Here is a 17846-nt window from a genome sequence, read left to right on the forward strand (position 1 = left end):
ATCACCAAAGTTGTTTTGTTGGGACAAACAAAACTGGTGTTCCAGCTTTGTAAACTTCCTGCTCTGGATCTAAAATAATAAAACCATCCGTAAGCGCTAAACTTGTGAGGTCTCCAGAGCCATTCTCCCTAACCTCGGAAGCCAATAGTTGTCCGTCTATACAATTTACTTTCACCCTTAATAGGAGAGTTAAATCGCCCTTTAAAGGTATATCCTCTTCCAAAACCACAGTGAATATTTGATTGGGAAGACCTAAAGAACTTTTCAGCCATTCTTTAAAATACACCTGATAATTGGCAAAGGTAGATGCCGGATTCCCAGGAAAAGAAAACACCAACGTTTCCTTTTTAGGCTGTTTACCAAACCAAAAGGGCTTTCCTGGTCTTTGCAGCACCCTATGGAACACTTTTTCTACTCCCAACTCCGCTAACACTTCTGGAATATAATCGTACTTACCCCTAGACACCCCACCACTAAGCAGTACCACATCAAAATTATTTAGGACAATGTTGAGCTCCTTCCTAATTATATCTTTATCATCCCTAAGGTGAAATTCACCCGGAACAATGCCCTCCTGCGACAAGGCGCTATAAAGTGTATGTATATTGGACTTCCGTATTTGATATGGCAAGGGCTGCTCCCCTACCTCTACCAATTCGTTCCCAGTAGATATAATCGCAGTTTTAGGAAGCTTTTTCACCACAACGGTAGATTTCCCCACAGAGGCCAAAACTCCTATCTCCGAAGCGGAAATCTTGGTGTTTTTTTGCAACACTGTCTCACCCATTTTTCGATCGCTGCCTTGTCTGTGGATATCCTGGCCTTTAGTTGGATTTTTAATTAAGGATGCCCAACCGTTTTCAATAACCAAATGCTCATACATTACTACGGTGTCGGCATTATCCGGAACAACGGCACCAGTCATAATTTCTATTGCCTGCTCCTCGTTGCTCAATAACTTTGGTGCCACGCCCGCTGGAAGTATTCCTTCTAATTTAAAGGTGGTCTGCCCACTAGCAATAGCTTCGTAATTTATGGCAATGCCGTCCTTGGTTGCCCGGTTAAATGGTGGGAAATCCCTATCGGCAGTAATTTCTTGGGCAAGAACCCTTCCCATGGCGTTTTTTAGTGGGATTTCCTCTGTTCCATAATCTTGTTTATGATCTAGTACTTTTTTGAGGGCTTCTTTAAATGAAATCATAGTTGCAATTTACTCACTAAATGAATTTTGATTGTTCTACACCTGCCCGTTCCGTTCAGGCAGGCCTGCCCGTCCTATCAGGGCGGCGGATTGAATATTATCACTAACTCCTACCTAATACCTCCTGGGTATGCCCTTAGAGAATTCACAGCTTCTTATCCAAGGCTTTACCCCCATATTATTCCTGATGCATCCATATTTTATTCATTCCCCCTTCTACATTATAGAAGGAAAGATTTTCATATTTTTTATCTAGGAGTTTCAAGGCAATTCTACTTCTTTTCCCTGATTGACAGACCAGGTAAATGGGTGTATTAGGATCCATACCCAATGGAACCTCCAACAGTTCATCCAAGGGAATGTTTATCGCCCTGACTACAGCCTGTTTATCATTCTTAAACTCCTCCTTTGTCCTTACATCTATAAGTTGAATTTTGCTGTTGGCTTCCATCAATTTCAAAAAGGCTTCACTACTTATGGTGGGTATAGCATCACAACTTTCGTTTCCGTAACTGGCTTTTAATTCGGTGATGTTGATGTTTTCCGGATTTGCTTTAAATTTTACAGTTTGAAAGCTATGCATCAACCCATTGAACAATAGCAGCTTACCTGCCATAACCTCACCTATCTGTGTAACTATCTTGACGGCTTCCAAGGCTTGGAGCGACCCGATAATTCCTGGAATAACCCCAAGCACCCCATTTACATTACAGTTAGGGATTTCATTTGGGGACGGCATATTGGGAAACAAACATCTATAAGTAGGTCCGCCCAGATAGTTGTATACGCTAAGCTGTCCCTCAAAACCCTGAATAGCGCCAGAGACAAAGGGTTTTTTAAGAATAACACAGGCGTCATTAACTAAATATCTTGTAGAAAAATTATCCGAACCGTCTATTACAAAATCAAATTTTGAAATAATTTCCAAGGCGTTATCCTTGCTGAGAAAAGTTTCAAAGGTTATAAAATGGGTTGCAGAATTCTGGGATTTCAAATGGGCTACCAAGGTTGCTATTTTAGACTTCCCTACATCTGCTTCTGTATACAGTACTTGTCGCTGTAGATTGGTAAGTTCTATGACATCCTCTTCAATAATACCTAGGGTTCCCACTCCCATGGCATTGAGGTAAGACAGAACCGGAGTTCCCAGTCCGCCAGCCCCAATGACCAAAATACGGGCATCTTTTAATTTTTGTTGCGCTTGGGGACCAAAATCCGCTAAATTGGTCTGCCTTAGATATCTTTTGAATTCCATTTATAGCAATACTTGTGGTGTTTTAATGGGCGAAATGGGAAGGAGAATAGCATAGTTACTGCTCAATTTTCATTCTTTTTCCCATTATCCGAATTGATTATTTATCGGTTGGAATCTGTGATAATTTTGTCATTACTTTTTCGTAATCATCCTTGTAATTGGCATTTAATAACACCTCCTCATTTTCAGGGTATAGCAAAAGGATGTCCTCGTTGATTAAAAATTTACGCGGACAAGATCCATTCCCAGCGTTTAAGTAGGCTATGGATTTTTCTAATCCTGTAGGTTCCCAAATGGCGCAAAGTGGTTCGGGCAAACCGCTATCTCTGGTAGCAAAAGCAGTAGCCAGTTTATTGGAATCTCTTTCTTGGATTAAGTATTTCAATGCATTTTGGTCCATTAATGGCAAGTCGCAGGCCAAGACCAACCAACTTGCCGTAGGATCCATATGATAAGCACTTAGGAGCCCATTATAAGGTCCCTTATATTCATCTCTATCTACAATTAGTTTATATTCTTCAGAGAATTCGGGTACTTGCTCCTCCCTAACACTCATATAAGTAGAAGTACACAGTGGTTTTAGTAAGTTGTAGAGATATTCGCGTTGTGGCATCCCATGATAATCTATCATACCCTTATCCACACCCATTCTAGTACTTTTACCTCCGGAAAGTACAAGTCCGTAAATTTTATCGACTTTTAACATAGTATTCTTATTCAATAATTACCCCCCAATGGAGGTCATGGAATTTTGGAATATTCCAGTGTATCTTTCCTGTTCTTCAAAGCCCGTCTTAGACCTGCTTCCAATAGCCTTTAGGATGTGTTCTTTAATTTTCTCCTCCACATTGTCGCCTCTCATTATATCCCTTAAATTAAGTCGAGGTTTTCCGTAAAGACAGGTAATTACATCCCCGGTAGCTGATATCCTTAGTCGGTTACAACTCCCACAGAAAGTTCTAGAAAAAGAAGGAATGAGTCCGAAGGTGCTTTTATGCCCTTTAATTTGATAATTGATGGAGGTAGAAGTTTTTGGCGATTCCAATTTAGTGATCTCAGGAAATTCCGTTTCTATATGGGCCAGTATTTTTTTATAATCCCATGCAATGGTATTAAAGGATTTACTCCCCCCGTTAAAAGGCATTTCTTCCAAAAATCGAACGGATACCGGATAATGCCGCATCAAATTTAACATTGGAATAATATCTTGTGTATTCTGTCCCTCAAGCGCTATAAAATTGATGCGTACGTTAAAACCCTCGGCAATTAACCTGGTAAGGTTATTATAAACCGTATCATATTGATTTCTACGCGTAACCTTTTCAAAAGTATCCTTATCTATAGCATCTAGGCTAACGTTTACATTAAGAATACCCAGGGTCTTTAGCTCTTCAATATAAGGCCCAATCAAAGTGGCATTGGTGGTGATAGAGATATCGTTTAGCCCCTTTAATTGTGAAAGCTTACGCAACAGCACCATTAAATCTTTCCGTACAAATGGCTCCCCTCCCGTAATTCGAATTTTATCTATGCCCTGAGCTACCATAATTTCACATAATTGGCATAATTCCGCAATGGTGAAAAGGTGATCTTTCTGGGCAAAATTTATTCCTTCGGAAGGCATACAATAATTACAACGCAAGTTACAACGGTCTGTAACTGCCAGCCGTAAATAATTGATTTTCCTATTATGATTATCTATTAACATGTATTTGCTTTTTTCTTATCCCCCACTTACTGGCGGAATGAGGGCAATTTCATCAAAACTATTGATAATAGTATCATCATCCGCATAGGAATTATTTACCGCAACGGCCAAAGAGGATAATTTATTTAATTCCGGGTACATTTTACCCAAATAATCTTTTAATTCTTTAACGGTTTTGGTGTCTTTTGCACCAAATTCACTGGAACTAGGCATGGATAAAGTAGCACTACCTACGATGTCCTTGGTAATTCCAAAAAGTAATATCGTCATTTTAACCAATAATTGATTTTTCCGGGACTTTCATTAGTTCCGGGAATTTTGAAAATGGCTGCGCGGTAAATCTATTACCTGTTGCAGCCTTTAAAGCGTTAGCTACTGCAGCTCCAGCTGGTGGTAAAGTAGGCTCTCCCAACCCTGTGGGCGCCACATCACTTTTAATCATATGTGTTTCTACTATAGGCACTTCTTTCATTCTTATTAAACGGTAACTATCATAGTTTTGTGAATTAGGTTTCCCATCCAAAAACTCCAAATCCCCGTACATTGCATGGCCAACACCATCTATTACGCCACCTTCAATCTGGTTAATGGCCCCTAGTGGATTTACCACTATCCCGCAATCTACTACACAGGTTACTTTCTTTACAACGGGAATTCCATTTTCTATTGCTACATCTGCCACCTCGGCAACATGTGAATTATGGCAATAATAGGAGGCAAATCCTTGATAGATTCCAGCTTCTTTTTTTCCCCAACCGGATTTCTCAACGGCTACATTAATCACATTTGCTAAGCGTTCCGGCGAATACTCTATACGCTGGTCGGTAGTCCCCTTTACTTTTTGCAAAAGATCTAATCGCAATTGTATAGGGTCTACCTCCATGGTTTCTGCCAATTCATCAAAGAAGCTTTGCTCTGCAAACGCCAAGAAATTGGTGTAAGGCGCCCTCCATGCCCCCGTAGTAATATTACTCTTATAATTGGCAACATCTACCTGGTAATTATCTATGGCCCCTGCAGGAAAGAAATTGGGAATTAATCCGTACATATTTGCATTGATAGCAGCTTCCTTTAAATAATAGGCAGTAACCGCTCCATCTTTAATAGCCGCCTTTATTCTATATTTTATTGCAGGGCGATAGGTTCCGGCTGTCATATCATCTTCCCTAGAATAGATCAACTTAACCGGTTTCTTAATAGCATTGGAAATTTCTGCTGCTTCATAAACGAAATCGCCATACAGCCTTCTTCCAAATCCGCCTCCCATACGGGTCATTTCTAGATGCACATCCTTTACATCCCTTCCCAGCATACCAGCTACAGCGGTGGCAGCGAACTCAGGGGTTTGTACCGGACCCACCAAATGAATTTTTTCATCGGTAACATTGGCAAAGTAATTCATAGGCTCCATACAGTTATGGGGCAAGAAAGGAGACTCGTAGGTACGCTCAAGAATCTGATCGGCTTGGGCAAATGCTTTATTTATATCGCCGTCTTTCCTTAAGGTCTCAAATTTTTTCCCATCTAACAATCCCAGAAGTTGTTTGTCCTGATATTCCGTACTTTCCAAAGGGGTGTTTTCAATCCATTTTGCTTTTATAGCTTCCTTGGCCTTAAGGGCTTCCCAAGTAGTTTTTGCAATAACAACCACTTTGTCGCTATTTGCTAAGGCCACGGTCCAGTTATTACTTTCGCCAGAAGTTAATTGTTTCGCCTTCTCTCCTATTCTGATTACATCTATAACTCCCGGCATTGCTCTTGCAGCTGTATCATCAAAGGATTCCAATTGCTGACCAAAAGCAGGTGGTCTTAACACTGCTGCATATACCATCCCATCTACCTTATAGTCTAGACCAAACAGTGGTTTCCCGGTAATAATGGCGTCTAGGTCCACATTAGGAGCATCGGTTCCAATAATTTTGAAGTCCTTATAATCTTTTAGGGTAACGTTTTCTGGCACCTCCAACAGGGCTGCGTCTTTTACTACGTCGCCATATCCCAAGGTTTCCCCTTGGCTATTGGTAATTACTCCTTCGGAGGTTGTACAAGTGGATGGATCTACTCCCCATCTAGCAGCAGCGGCATTTACCAACATTTGTCTTGCTGTGGCCCCTGTCTGTCTTAAGGGATCCCAACCAAGTCGGATAGATTGACTCCCTCCAGCGAGTTGGCGGGTATAGTTTTCAGTATCCAATATTCCCTGTTGTACGTATACATTTTTCCATGCCACATCCAATTCCTCCGCAATTAGCATAGGCATAGCCGTTTTTACCCCCTGCCCAATTTCTGGATTGGGAGCAAAAATGGTTACGGCACCATTGTCTGCAATTTTTATATAGGCATTAAAATCATTGAAATTAAGTTGTGATATGTCTATGGGCGGTTTTACTTTAGGCTTACAGGCCGTAAAAAGGTTGAAACCTATTAGGAGTCCGCCACTAGCTAGGGAAGACGTTCTAATAAAGTCCCTTCTATTAAATGATATTGCAGATTTTGACATAGTGCTTAGATTTATATCCCCTGGTTAAAAAGGATCTATGATTTTGAAGTTATTGATTGCGCAAGAATTAACAATTGCCGTATCTTGATTTTAACCCATTTTACTGGCTGCTAGTGCTACCGCCTTTAGAATTCTGCTATAAGCGGCACATCTACAAATGTTTCCGTGCATTGCAGTTTTTATTTCTTCTTCGTCCGGACTCGAGTTTTTACCTAAAAATGCAGAGGCGGTCATAATCTGTCCAGCCTGACAGTAGCCACATTGGGGTACATCAACTTCTTTCCAAGCCAATTGAACCGGATGATCGCCATTTTGGGACAAGCCTTCTATAGTAGTTATTTCTTTTCCGTCTAAACTAGATATGGGCAGGGAACAACTCCTAACGGCATTCCCGTCCATATGAACAGTACAAGCACCACATTGGGCTATTCCGCAACCAAACTTTGTGCCTACTAAATTTAAATGATCCCGTAGCACCCAAAGTAAAGGGGTGTCACCTGCTACATTTATACTCTGGGGGGTTCCGTTTACTGTTATGTTGATAGTTGGCATAGCTTTTAGTTAGTTTTCATCAATACCTTACAAGTTACCAAATTTAAAAATAAAAATAACCAATTTAACAGATTCTTATATATGGCATAATTTCTACTTATTGTTGTAAGGTGTTCCCTCCCATTGTACGCTATCCCTATCCAAATAACAATGTACGTTGGGATGCAGCCATAAAAAGGAGGCTGGCAAGTATGGCGTAACTTCTTTTTTTAATAGCTCTTTAATGGCTTCTTTTTTGCCTTCACCGCTGAGCAGAAATATGATTTCCTTGGATTGCAGAATTGCTGCCATTCCCAATGTAAGTCCATAATTTGGTGGGTGGGTCATGTTTTTTGTCATGCTGCCCATAAGGGAGGTGGGACTTAGTTCTGCAATATGACAATGTGGAATAAGATGTTTTGCTGGTTCATTAAACCCTAGATGACCATTTTTTCCCATCCCCAAAATACACACGTCTATAGGGCCCCTTTCCTGTATTTCATTATCCATCCGGTTCGATTCCTTTTTGGCATCTACAGGACTGCTTTCAAACGAGATGTACCTATCCTCAGAAATCCCTAAAGGCTCTATAAGAAGGGTCTTTAGATAGGTTTCACAGGAATTGGGATCGGAAGCTGGAATACCGCCCCATTCGTCTTGTTTAATAATGGCTAATTCCTTAAATATATGCGGATCCTTTTTGTAATGGGCTACTAGTTGGCGGTAGAATCCCATGGGAGAAGCTCCCTTTGTGGGACAAAGAAGGGTATTCGGTTTATCTTTTAGTACAGTTATTAATCGGTCGCAGGCGCGTTGACTCATTTCATCATAGTCGGTACAATAATGTATTTCCATAGTTGGTCCATGATTTAATGTCCAGCAATGTACTGGTGAAATTACCCCAATCATTAAAAATAGTCTTCCGTTACATCATAAGGACAGGTTGATCAATTATTTAGCTTTTGCTTATCGCTACAGAAAGTATGGCCTTGTAGTTAAGACATACCGCCATTGTGTATGTAAGCTACAAAAAATTATGCGAATAATCGTCTTAACAATTATTAACACCGTATTTTTATTCGATTATAATTTTAAATAATTTTGATCGTTGTGCTAGATGAACCTAATACGTATTTGAAAATGAAATTTTACACTAAAATTGCTGCTATAAGCTTTATTATAGCCTTGTTTATATCCTGCGGAAATGCGGATGATGATGTTAGATACGGAGTAAACCCGGGAGAAGATGAGGTTAGTGGTGACCTAGGCCTGGGGAAGCCCGTAGATGATTGTTTAAATCTAGAGGATGGGGAATTGGTGCTATCAATTCAGGATCAATACACTACCCTCCCAGGAAAGATCTCTATTTTCTTCAGGGTATCCGATACTGAAGGAAAACCGGTGGCAGGCTTAGAGGCCAATCAGTTTACTATTTACGAACAAGGAAGGAACGATGCTTGTTTCAATACCATTTCTACCTCCGAATCTTTTGCTCGGATCTCCCCTAACACACAGATTTTTTCCAATAATACTGTTTTGGTGCTCGATTTAAGTAATAGTGTATTGGATAATAGTTTGGAAGAGTTGAAGCAAGCCTCCATCAGCTTTATCAATAATACAATGCCTACTGAAGATTCTGAGGCTATTAAAATGGCTATCTATTGGTTTAATGGAGAGGATAAGCTTCATTCCCTAACTCCTTTGACCCATGTGAGGCAAGACTTGATCAGTTCTATCGATGGTATTACCAAAGACATTAGTAAGGATCCATCCACCGATCTTTATGGCGCAGTAATAAAATCGACGGACATTGCCGAAAAACTTTTAAAGGATAGCAATACCAACAATAAGATTGGAGCAGCTTCCGTAGTTATATTCACGGATGGATCGGACCAAGCGGCACGTTACACCCAAAACGCGGCACTTCAAAAGGTGAATGGTGCTAATAAAAACATCGCGTTTTTCAGTATTGGTCTTGGGGATGAGATAGAACCTACCGTTCTTAAAAGTATTGGAAAGACCTATAGTGTATTTGCCAGGGATAAAGAGGAGCTGGAAACTACCTTTAACGAAATATCAGATCGTGTTTCCGAAAGGGCCAATAGCTTCTATCTTTTTGAGTACTGTAGTCCAAAACGAGATGGAAGTGGAGAGAATAATTTGGCCATAAAAGTGGAAAGTGGTAACAGACATGGAGCGGTACAGACAAAATTTAACGCAAAAGGCTTTACCGGAGGTTGCAAATAATAGCGCATTAGTTTACTGATACTCAAGAAATAGGGCACGTAATTAGAACGATGCCCTATTTTTTTGTCCGATTTTACGCCAAGTCCAACAACTATTTTGGCAAAGTGTACGTATAACTAGACAGAGAACAATTTGTAAAATTTAATTAAGTAAAATGAAAAAGACGATCTTAGTAGGTGTATTGGGAACAGCAGTACTAGCTTCCTGTGTATCCAAAAAAAAGTATGTAGCCTTGGAAAGTGACCTTTCCAATACAAAAAGTGTTTTAATGAAAACACAGGTGGAAAAAGAGGAGCTACAATCTAAAATGGCCAAAATTGAAGCAAGGGTTACCGAATACAACGAAAAAATAAATTCTTTACAAGAACTAAACGATGCGCAACTTACACCCGTTGGTGATGTTGCTGTAATGAGCAACAATACCAAAGCTAAAATGAGAGCTACCCTAGCCAAGGTAGATCCAAGCTTATTGGCTGAAGCAAAAACGTTGGAAGACTCTATTAACCTTGCAATTTCCTACAACCTAAAACAATCTATCTCCGATGAGGAAGACGATGTGGTAGTGGATATCAACAAAACGGTAGTGATGATCAATATCTCCGATAAGCTATTGTTTAATACAGGGAGCTACAGAGTAAGCAACAAAGCCCATTCTATTTTAGGGAAGCTTGCAGAAGTGATCAACTCCGAACCCAGTATGGAAGTTATGGTAGAAGGTCATACCGATTCTAGATCCATTAATACGGCTATGTTTCAGGACAACTGGGATCTTAGTGTAAAAAGAGCCACTTCCGTAGTAAGATTGTTGCAGGATAAATACAAAGTGAATCCGGCTAATTTAATTGCTGCAGGGAGAAGTAGTTATTTGCCTTTGGTAGATAACGACACCAAAGAAAATAGAGCTAAAAACAGACGCACTAGAATAGTTATCATTCCTAATTTAGACAAATTCTTTGCCTTGTTGGACTCAGAAAGTATCTAAATTAAATTATACCAAATTAAGTAGGGAGGACGCTTTGCGCATCCTCCCTTTTTTTATGCTTTTCCAGAATTATTTTCTAGATCATAGGTTCTCTTACAAGCCTGAGGGAAATAAAAGTAGTAACCTATCTATATATCAAGGCATTTTTGACCTCTCCTTCCCCAGTATTTAGATCTATTAGGAAGCCATTGATCACCGCATAATCTATATTTCCATTCTTTTCCAATAAAAAGGTGGGGTTAATTCCCACTTGCAAATTAAAATTTGGCAGCTGGTACTTGGGACCTAGAATATGAATTGGCCATTGCCCAAAGGGTTTGTCTTTTGGGATGCTATTGACGCGAACGTAGGTATATCCCGCTTTTAAAAGATCCTTAACTTTTAATTGGTCCAGTTCTTTGATGTGCTGCAGGGTGTCCGTATATACTTTACCTGGTTTAATAGTATAGCCTTCCGCTTCCAAAACATCGTAACCATAGAAGGTGGAGAGGTCCCCCTGGTCTGCTACCCTACTGCTGTAATAAAAATCACTATTGCTGGCGTTATCCACTTCTAAGCGATGGATACCAATATCCAGGGTATATTTCCTACCCAATAACTCATAGCTAACCCCTCTTAACTTAAGATCGAATAACTTTCTATCGTTCTGCGGAATCTCCTCATACTCCGCTAGGGGAATTTCCCTGTAGGTTTCTTTGGCTATGGTATAAATTGCTGAAAGGATGGAAACATAATTTAACTTCCTTATAAACTGTTTCTCCACATCGTCCTTAAAGCCTCCAGATTCGATTAAAATAGCACTGGTTCCCCATTTCTGGATATTATCCCCAAAGGCTCTAGGCTCAAAATCATCATTGTACCTACCTACCTGTCCAGGGGCATATTTTTGGATAATGCGATTCATAAAGACAATTACCTTCATGGCGTCTCCCCGTACCTGGTTAATATCCTTTTCATAATTAAATGCTGGTGCTAAATAGGATATCGTAGCAGGCTTATCGGTACGCTCTGCATTGTAATAAGTACTTTGATCGTGCAAATTAAAGCCAAATCTAGCATCTAAACTGTCGCGAACCCTTTTTAAGGTCTCTCCTTCCGGGGACTGTAGCATTAAGGCGTCCCTATTAATATCTATCCCCAAGGCATTTCTGCGATTATATTTTTCAGCTCCATCAGGGTTTAACATGGGCAAAAAATGAAGTTTTAAATTCTTAAGAATCTCCTCTTTTTCGGACCGTAGGTCGTCACTGGCCAAAAAATTAAGGATGTCAAATATAGCTTGGGTTGCCGTTGGTTCGTTTCCATGCATTTGCGACCATAAGAAGACATTAGTACTACCTGTCCCTACACTTATCAAGGAAAGACTTCTACCCTCTATGGACTTCCCTACTTTACGGACTTCAAACCTTGGGTCCTCCCCTATCTTGGCGATAAGAGGCTGAATGTCCGCATGTTTTATACGTCTTTCGCCTAGGGAAGGTTCCTTATAATTTTCATAGCTAGAGAAGAGCTTATCAGTAATATCTCTTTCCTGCCCCAGGACAGAAAAAAAAGTAAAAATCGTCAAGATACTGATACAGTAGAATTTTTTTTTCATGGTATTATTTAGTGTTGGGTAATGATTTTAGATTAAGTGATTTTGTGCCTCTTCTTACTCTTTTCATAAATTTGTCACCAGGGTCTGTTTTAATGGTGCGATAGTCGGCATTTTTCTCCAACCAGAGCGGAGTTTCTTCAAAAAGAGTGTATTCTAAATGCCCGATTACATAATCGATGTCGTATTTTTCTTTTAAATATTGAACCAACCATATGTTAGATTTCAACTGCGCCTTAGTTAGTTTTTTCTCCTTGGTTCCTCCTACATTTTCTACCCCTATAGCACAGTGGTTAAGCCCTATCACATGCCTTGCCATTACCGTTTCTGGCATTAACCGATAAATAGTACCATCCTGATCTACCAAAAAATGGGCAGATACATTTAAGGCACCTGCCGAAGCAATTTCGGGCCGCCAATTGGGTAATTTAGGGTTGTTGAAAGCCTGAAACGATTTTTCCAGCGTAGGGATTACCGTCCAATGTAGCACTACCATTTTGGGGACTATGGTAGGTTCATTCTGATCCAATCCATACCTTTCGGATAAATACTCCAAGCTAAGGGCTTTGCGTTCATCGTTAAAAATAATGGGCGTGTCTACAATTTCCCTTTTTACTGCACAGGACATCATTAGCAGAGCCCCAATACTCAAAATTATATATCGCATAGTATTTATCATTTTGCTGTGGTTAAAACTACAAAATCATTCCAGTTTTAGGGAATCTTTCTTAACTCATTAAAAATCAAAGTAGTTTATAGTTATTTCAGACTACAAAAAGTCCTATTAGCTAGAAACCGCTTTTAAATAGAGAAGGAGGTAGCCGTTGCACTAGCACCTCTATTTATTTCTAGGTCAAAATGGTCCTTAATAGAATAAAAATTGTTAATGGTATTGGGGAGTTTCGCTCTGAAGGCAGGGTATAATTAGAAACAACCTACTTAAAAAAGATGGAAAATGTTGAGTGCTTACGCCTGTTTTAGAATCACTCACCACAGCAAATGGCATTTTCACCATCATTTTAGGTGCTTACGCAACATTATTTCAATATAGATGGGATTGAAACCTATATTCACAATGTAGTTAAAAAATAAGATTTTTCATTTTCATATAGTGTTCTCGTAAAAGAGCCTTGTCTTTACAGATAAGGCTCTTTTTAGTTATTCACTATATATAATAAGGGCTTCTATTGAGACCTCTGCTTCCCTCTAACTTTTTTGTTCAATAAATTGGGCGTTTGGCATAAATAGCTCCTGCATCCGTTCCATACGCTTATGTCGTTCAGAGGAGAAAATAGCATATTGACATCGATTTAAGCTTTCCGGAATACGTGCCATAAAAGAAAACTCCTTGGGATTCGATAAAAATTCAGCATCGTCTACCATGAATAGTTTTAAACTACCCAGGTTAATACCGTTGAGATAAAACAGCTTGTTTAATCTCTTTGGAGTTGCAATTACAATATCGGTACCTGCAAAAATTTCGCTTCGCTGCGTATCTATGTGCATTTCTTCATACACGGAGTAAACCCTCAGATCCATCCGAAAAGTAAACCGCTCAAACGCCTCTTGCAACGCCAGAACAGCAGCTTTATCCTTTACAAGTATTAAGGCACGAGGAGCATCCTCAAATTGAGCGCAGTTAAGTTTTTGCAATGTTCCAATGATCATGGCGGTAGTTTTCCCTGCTCCGTCTGGCGCAATCCCAAAGAAATTGGCCCCTCCCTTAATTTTAGGGAGTACTTTTTTTTGAAATTCCGTTGGGGAGGTAACCTCTAAGCGCTCCAAGGCTTCGTTTAATGGGGGCAGTAATTTTTTAAATGCCATTTTCCTTTATTTTTTGTGAACTATCAGTTTTCTCTCATTACACCACAGACTTTCACCTTTTGACAACAATTTCTTTCAAAAAGTGGAATTGTAGCCTACTTTGGTAGGGAAGCTAACGATAAGCAGCTTTCATTTTCATGTAGTGTTCTCGGAAAAGAGCCTACTCCTAAGGGAGGGGCTCTTTTTTTATTGTAATTAACTAAACCTCAAGGGTTATGGAATCCAATTATCTTTTCCGAAATTGGGTTTTCTTTTTTCCAAAAATGCATCCCTTCCTTCTTTGGCCTCCTCTGTCATATAAGCCAATCTAGTAGCCTCACCTGCAAATACCTGTTGCCCTACCATTCCATCATCGGTAAGGTTCATAGCAAACTTCAGCATCTTTATAGAAGTGGGTGATTTCTCCAAGATTTCTAAGGCCCATTCATAGGCGGTATCCTCCAATTCGTCGTGAGGAATCACAGCGTTTACCATTCCCATCTCGTAGGCTTCCTGCGCGGAGTAGTTGCGTCCTAAGAAAAATATTTCCCTAGCCTTTTTCTGTCCCACCATTTTTGCCAAATAAGCCGATCCATACCCTCCATCGAAACTGGTAACATCGGCATCGGTCTGTTTAAAGATGGCATGTTCCTTACTAGCCAAGGTTAAATCGCACACAACATGCAAACTATGTCCGCCTCCAACTGCCCAACCTGGGACAACGGCTATAACTACTTTTGGCATAAAACGAATTAACCGTTGTACTTCCAATATATTTAAACGATGCATTCCATCCTCTCCTACGTAGCCCTTGTGTCCCCTTGCCTTTTGATCTCCACCGCTACAGAAAGAATAAACTCCGTCCTTGGTAGACGGACCTTCGGCCGAAAGAAGAACTACCCCGATACTAGCGTCTTCCTGAGCATCATAAAAAGCTTGATATAGCTCACTGGTAGTTTTAGGCCTAAATGCATTCCTTACATTAGGTCTGTTAAATGCTATTCTTGCTACCGCGCCACATTTTTTATAGGTGATATCCTCAAATTCCTTTGCGACTTTCCAGTCGATTTTATTTTGCATGATTACATTGGTTTAATATTTTTCAAAGATAATACACTTTCACAAACCACTAGGCGGTAATAAGGATAGCTTGATCCCTATTTAAACCTTTTTATTTTTCTCCGCTATCCATTTGGAAAGATATTTGGTGCTGGCCATACTATGATGACATAACATAGACCCAATAAAATTCTGTGCCCGATGATTCTTTAAATTCAGCTCTATTTGACAAATCCTTGTTAACAATCGCTTTTGAAGGAGTTTTTTATCATAAAACGTATTAATTATAGCCACCCCATTCTCCTGCGCCTCCTCCCATTTCAATTTATTGCTATATAGGTCAATAGCAGCCTCGGCAAATGAAAGATCATCCTTGGCGATTGTTCCGCTCCAGGGTAAATCCTTGCAAATTCCTTCGGCACCAATGGAAGTGGTGATGCTTGGAGTACCACAGCGCATTCCCTCTAAAAGCTTTCCTTTAATACCAGCACCAAAACTAATGGGAGCCAGATTTAGTCGGGATTTAGATACCACCTCCCTACTGTCTTTGGCATGTCCCATAATATAAAACCCCTCTTTAGGTTTGTGCAATTGCGAAATTCCTATAGGCATGTAGGCTCCGTAGATATATAGACTGGTATTGGGAAGTTTTTTACGTATTAAAGGCCATATTTCCTTCTTTAGCCGTTTAATTGCATCAACATTTGGAGCGTGCTTTCCATTTCCCAAACAAATAAAGTCTGACCTATCATTGAAATCCAGCCACTGGGCACGATCTTGATTTTCTATGGTCTGAAACATCATGGGTAGATGAAGAAGGATGTCTGCACTCACCTTAACTACTTCTTCTAGAAGCTCCATTTCATAGTGAGAGATAATGAGACTGAGATCGGACCTGTATATACTAGCTATTTCCCTTTTGGTGATTTCCATTTCTAACCAATCCTCTTCCGAGAAGGCTCGCTTTTTCTTATGAGCATGCTCCCTAGCCGCTCGTAAAGAATGTAAATCTTCCGTATCTAAGATCCTTAAGGCATTGGGCAGCTGTTGGGCTACTTTCCAACCAAATTGTTCTTCGGTAATAAAGCGATCAAAAAGGACAATGTTAGGATTAAGAGTTGTTATAAATGTTTCGAAACTGGGATCGTTCAGTTGTATTTCCTCCCTATCTATCCCTAAAGATTCCAAATTAAAGGAGTATTCACTTTTAGCGGCCGTACTGGCAAAGGTAATTTTATACCCCTCTTTCAAAAAAAAGTGAATTAACTGGAGCATTCTACCGCCGGCAGCGGTAGTGTTTGGCTCTGGCCAAACATACCCAATAATCAATAAGTCTTTTTTCATTTAACTAGAGGTGCTCTATATTTTTTGGGCAAATTTCTGAGAAATGCGAGAACGCAGTTTACGTTGGTAATCCTCTTCTAGCCATTCCTTATAGTTCTTTGTATTGTTCATAATACAATACGAATATTGCCTCACCCTATAGGCAATCTCCTCCTTTAGTTCCTTGGCCAGCATACGGGCATCGAATACATCTTCACTATTTTCCACACAAATGGTAGCGTGTTGCTCTATACTATTTTCTAGCACGGTCTTGGACTTTTTCCCTTGGGCAAAGATGCGTTTGTATTCTGCCTTAACATCAAAATCGATGTTTTTAGAGTTTCTAAAAAGCTTTTTTATTTCGGGCGGCATTTCATACACAAAATCACGCTCTATTTCCTCATCATTCTTAATGTTTTCTAAATAGAAATCGGGAAAATGAAATATCTCCTGCCAATCTATAGGGGCATTCCAAAGGCCAAACCTTGCAACGTTATTCCCCATATCTATCACGTTAAATTCGTTTTTGTTAGGCAGTACCCTAGACCCCCTACCGATCATTTGGAAATATAAGGTGAGCGATTTTGTAGCTCGGTTCAATATAATGGTCTCTACAGTAGGCTCATCAAAACCAGTGGTAAGAATACTTACCGAGGTTAAAATGGCATCTGGGGTCTTGGAAAACCATTTAAGGATCTCCTTTCTCTCCGAAGCACTACATTTATTGTCTAGGTGCCGAATATTATAGCCCGCTTTTTTAAAGGTTTCATATACGTAAATAGAGGAGCTAATACCGTTGTTAAAAATAAGTGTTTTGGTACCCTTGGCAATTTCCTCATAGGCGTTCACCAATTTAGAAAGCATATTGTGGTTCCCATAAAGTTCATCTGAGGATTTTACGGTATAATCGCCATTAATCCCTAGTTTTAAACTTTTAAGGCTTACGTCATAATTATACATATTGGCCTTAGCCAAAAACTGCTTTTCAATTAGAGAAGGAATAGATTCTCCCACAATCAATTTCTGATAGTGGTCCTTCATAGGTAGTTTTATATTAGAACTCAGCGGTGTAGCAGTAACCCCTAAGATAATGGAGTTTTTAAAGTACTTAAAAAGTTTTCTAAACGAATTGTAGTGGGCCTCATCTATAATAACCAATCCAATATCATTTATTTTCACCTTATCTTCTTGTAGCCTATTGTTAAGGGTTTCCACCATGGCTACAAAACACATAAATTGATCTTGATCTTGCAGTTCCTTTACCTCACTGTTAATAATCTTGTTCTTAACCCCAAAGCCATGCAGCATCCTTGAAGTTTGATTGCTCAACTCTATTCTATGGGTAAGAACCACCACTTTCTTGTGGTGTTTCTGAATATATCTTTTCGCTATTTCGGAAAAAATAACGGTTTTCCCCCCACCCGTTGGCAACTGGTACAGGAGGTTGAAATCTGGCGGGGAGGCATCTAGACAGTCAAATATCTTTTCAAGATCCTCCTCTTGGTAATCATAAAGTGTTTTATCTATATTCTTTTTAGCAATCTCCAAATTGGCATGTAATTTTATTGTTGAAAAAACTCAAATCTTCCAAAATTAAGCGTTTTTTGACCTTGTATGAAATTATTGAGGCAAAACATCCGTAA

General features: G+C 39.7%; 16 protein-coding genes. 2 read left to right on the top strand and 14 right to left on the bottom strand.

The annotated features are described in order from the left end of the window. Position 1: 1 nt before the first annotated feature. The 8 genes from BV214_RS06915 to BV214_RS06950 form a co-directional block, all read right to left on the bottom strand. Positions 2-1201 (bottom strand): molybdopterin molybdotransferase MoeA, encoded by a 1200-nt coding sequence (locus tag BV214_RS06915; RefSeq protein ID WP_086476762.1) that lies wholly within the window; start codon positions 1199-1201, stop codon positions 2-4. A 178-nt stretch (positions 1202-1379) separates the two neighbouring features. Further along, positions 1380-2456 (bottom strand): HesA/MoeB/ThiF family protein, encoded by a 1077-nt coding sequence (locus BV214_RS06920; protein ID WP_086476763.1) that lies wholly within the window; start codon positions 2454-2456, stop codon positions 1380-1382. Between the two features lie 97 nt (positions 2457-2553). Beyond that, positions 2554-3162 (bottom strand): NTP transferase domain-containing protein, encoded by a 609-nt coding sequence (locus BV214_RS06925; protein WP_086476764.1) that lies wholly within the window; start codon positions 3160-3162, stop codon positions 2554-2556. A gap of 18 nt (positions 3163-3180) precedes the next feature. Next, complete coding sequence (gene moaA / locus BV214_RS06930; RefSeq protein WP_086476765.1) at positions 3181-4164, bottom strand: GTP 3',8-cyclase MoaA; 984 nt, start codon at positions 4162-4164, stop codon at positions 3181-3183. 15 nt (positions 4165-4179) lie between these two features. Further along, positions 4180-4434 carry a MoaD/ThiS family protein gene (locus BV214_RS06935; RefSeq protein WP_086476766.1) on the bottom strand — a complete coding sequence of 85 codons (255 nt, stop codon included), beginning with the start codon at positions 4432-4434 and terminating at the stop codon, positions 4180-4182. A gap of 1 nt (position 4435) precedes the next feature. Beyond that, positions 4436-6664, bottom strand: coding sequence for a xanthine dehydrogenase family protein molybdopterin-binding subunit (locus BV214_RS06940; protein ID WP_086476767.1), 2229 nt, complete (start codon positions 6662-6664; stop codon positions 4436-4438). A gap of 90 nt (positions 6665-6754) precedes the next feature. Continuing rightward, positions 6755-7216, bottom strand: a complete 462-nt coding sequence (locus tag BV214_RS06945) for a (2Fe-2S)-binding protein (RefSeq protein ID WP_086476768.1) — start codon at positions 7214-7216, stop codon at positions 6755-6757. Between the two features lie 93 nt (positions 7217-7309). Continuing rightward, entirely contained in the window at positions 7310-8050 is a 741-nt protein-coding gene (locus BV214_RS06950; RefSeq protein ID WP_176328473.1) for a 6-phosphogluconolactonase, read from the bottom strand. Positions 8051-8335: 285 nt separating this feature from the next. On the opposite strand from BV214_RS06950, the gene BV214_RS06955 reads away from it, so the two are divergent. Further along, a complete protein-coding gene (locus BV214_RS06955; RefSeq protein WP_086476770.1) occupies positions 8336-9442 on the top strand; it encodes a vWA domain-containing protein in 1107 nt (368 codons plus the stop codon). Positions 9443-9596: 154 nt separating this feature from the next. After that, a complete protein-coding gene (locus BV214_RS06960) occupies positions 9597-10424 on the top strand; it encodes an OmpA/MotB family protein (protein WP_086476771.1) in 828 nt (275 codons plus the stop codon). Positions 10425-10548: 124 nt separating this feature from the next. On the opposite strand, the gene BV214_RS06965 is transcribed toward BV214_RS06960, so the two are convergent. The 6 genes from BV214_RS06965 to BV214_RS06990 form a co-directional block, all read right to left on the bottom strand. After that, complete coding sequence (locus BV214_RS06965) at positions 10549-12021, bottom strand: M14 family zinc carboxypeptidase (RefSeq protein ID WP_086476772.1); 1473 nt, start codon at positions 12019-12021, stop codon at positions 10549-10551. Positions 12022-12025: 4 nt separating this feature from the next. Further along, positions 12026-12685: a peptidoglycan recognition protein family protein gene (locus BV214_RS06970; RefSeq protein WP_086476860.1), complete on the bottom strand. Its 660-nt coding sequence runs from the start codon at positions 12683-12685 to the stop codon at positions 12026-12028. Positions 12686-13224: 539 nt separating this feature from the next. Next, a complete protein-coding gene (locus BV214_RS06975) occupies positions 13225-13842 on the bottom strand; it encodes a DEAD/DEAH box helicase (protein WP_086476773.1) in 618 nt (205 codons plus the stop codon). Positions 13843-14055: 213 nt separating this feature from the next. Then, the gene (locus BV214_RS06980) at positions 14056-14901 is read right to left on the bottom strand and encodes a 1,4-dihydroxy-2-naphthoyl-CoA synthase (protein WP_176328474.1); all 846 of its coding nucleotides are present in this window, start codon (positions 14899-14901) and stop codon (positions 14056-14058) included. A gap of 81 nt (positions 14902-14982) precedes the next feature. Beyond that, a complete protein-coding gene (locus tag BV214_RS06985; protein ID WP_086476774.1) occupies positions 14983-16224 on the bottom strand; it encodes a glycosyltransferase in 1242 nt (413 codons plus the stop codon). A 15-nt stretch (positions 16225-16239) separates the two neighbouring features. Beyond that, positions 16240-17751 (bottom strand): DEAD/DEAH box helicase, encoded by a 1512-nt coding sequence (locus tag BV214_RS06990; protein ID WP_086476775.1) that lies wholly within the window; start codon positions 17749-17751, stop codon positions 16240-16242. Positions 17752-17846: the final 95 nt, after the last annotated feature.

The organism is Arenibacter amylolyticus, from assembly GCF_002150785.1.
GTDB classification, from domain to species: Bacteria; Bacteroidota; Bacteroidia; order Flavobacteriales; family Flavobacteriaceae; genus Arenibacter; species Arenibacter amylolyticus.

What these genes read in the sequence shown, in the direction of transcription:
- BV214_RS06915 (WP_086476762.1), bottom strand. Translation starts at nt 1,201, where the DNA reads ATGATTTCATTTAAAGAAGCCCTCAAAAAAGTACTAGATCATAAACAA.
- BV214_RS06920 (WP_086476763.1), bottom strand. Translation starts at nt 2,456, where the DNA reads ATGGAATTCAAAAGATATCTAAGGCAGACCAATTTAGCGGATTTTGGT.
- BV214_RS06925 (WP_086476764.1), bottom strand. Translation starts at nt 3,162, where the DNA reads ATGTTAAAAGTCGATAAAATTTACGGACTTGTACTTTCCGGAGGTAAA.
- moaA (WP_086476765.1), bottom strand. Translation starts at nt 4,164, where the DNA reads ATGTTAATAGATAATCATAATAGGAAAATCAATTATTTACGGCTGGCA.
- BV214_RS06935 (WP_086476766.1), bottom strand. Translation starts at nt 4,434, where the DNA reads ATGACGATATTACTTTTTGGAATTACCAAGGACATCGTAGGTAGTGCT.
- BV214_RS06940 (WP_086476767.1), bottom strand. Translation starts at nt 6,664, where the DNA reads ATGTCAAAATCTGCAATATCATTTAATAGAAGGGACTTTATTAGAACG.
- BV214_RS06945 (WP_086476768.1), bottom strand. Translation starts at nt 7,216, where the DNA reads ATGCCAACTATCAACATAACAGTAAACGGAACCCCCCAGAGTATAAAT.
- BV214_RS06950 (WP_176328473.1), bottom strand. Translation starts at nt 8,050, where the DNA reads ATGGAAATACATTATTGTACCGACTATGATGAAATGAGTCAACGCGCC.
- BV214_RS06955 (WP_086476770.1), top strand. Translation starts at nt 8,336, where the DNA reads ATGAAATTTTACACTAAAATTGCTGCTATAAGCTTTATTATAGCCTTG.
- BV214_RS06960 (WP_086476771.1), top strand. Translation starts at nt 9,597, where the DNA reads ATGAAAAAGACGATCTTAGTAGGTGTATTGGGAACAGCAGTACTAGCT.
- BV214_RS06965 (WP_086476772.1), bottom strand. Translation starts at nt 12,021, where the DNA reads ATGAAAAAAAAATTCTACTGTATCAGTATCTTGACGATTTTTACTTTT.
- BV214_RS06970 (WP_086476860.1), bottom strand. Translation starts at nt 12,685, where the DNA reads ATGCGATATATAATTTTGAGTATTGGGGCTCTGCTAATGATGTCCTGT.
- BV214_RS06975 (WP_086476773.1), bottom strand. Translation starts at nt 13,842, where the DNA reads ATGGCATTTAAAAAATTACTGCCCCCATTAAACGAAGCCTTGGAGCGC.
- BV214_RS06980 (WP_176328474.1), bottom strand. Translation starts at nt 14,901, where the DNA reads ATGCAAAATAAAATCGACTGGAAAGTCGCAAAGGAATTTGAGGATATC.
- BV214_RS06985 (WP_086476774.1), bottom strand. Translation starts at nt 16,224, where the DNA reads ATGAAAAAAGACTTATTGATTATTGGGTATGTTTGGCCAGAGCCAAAC.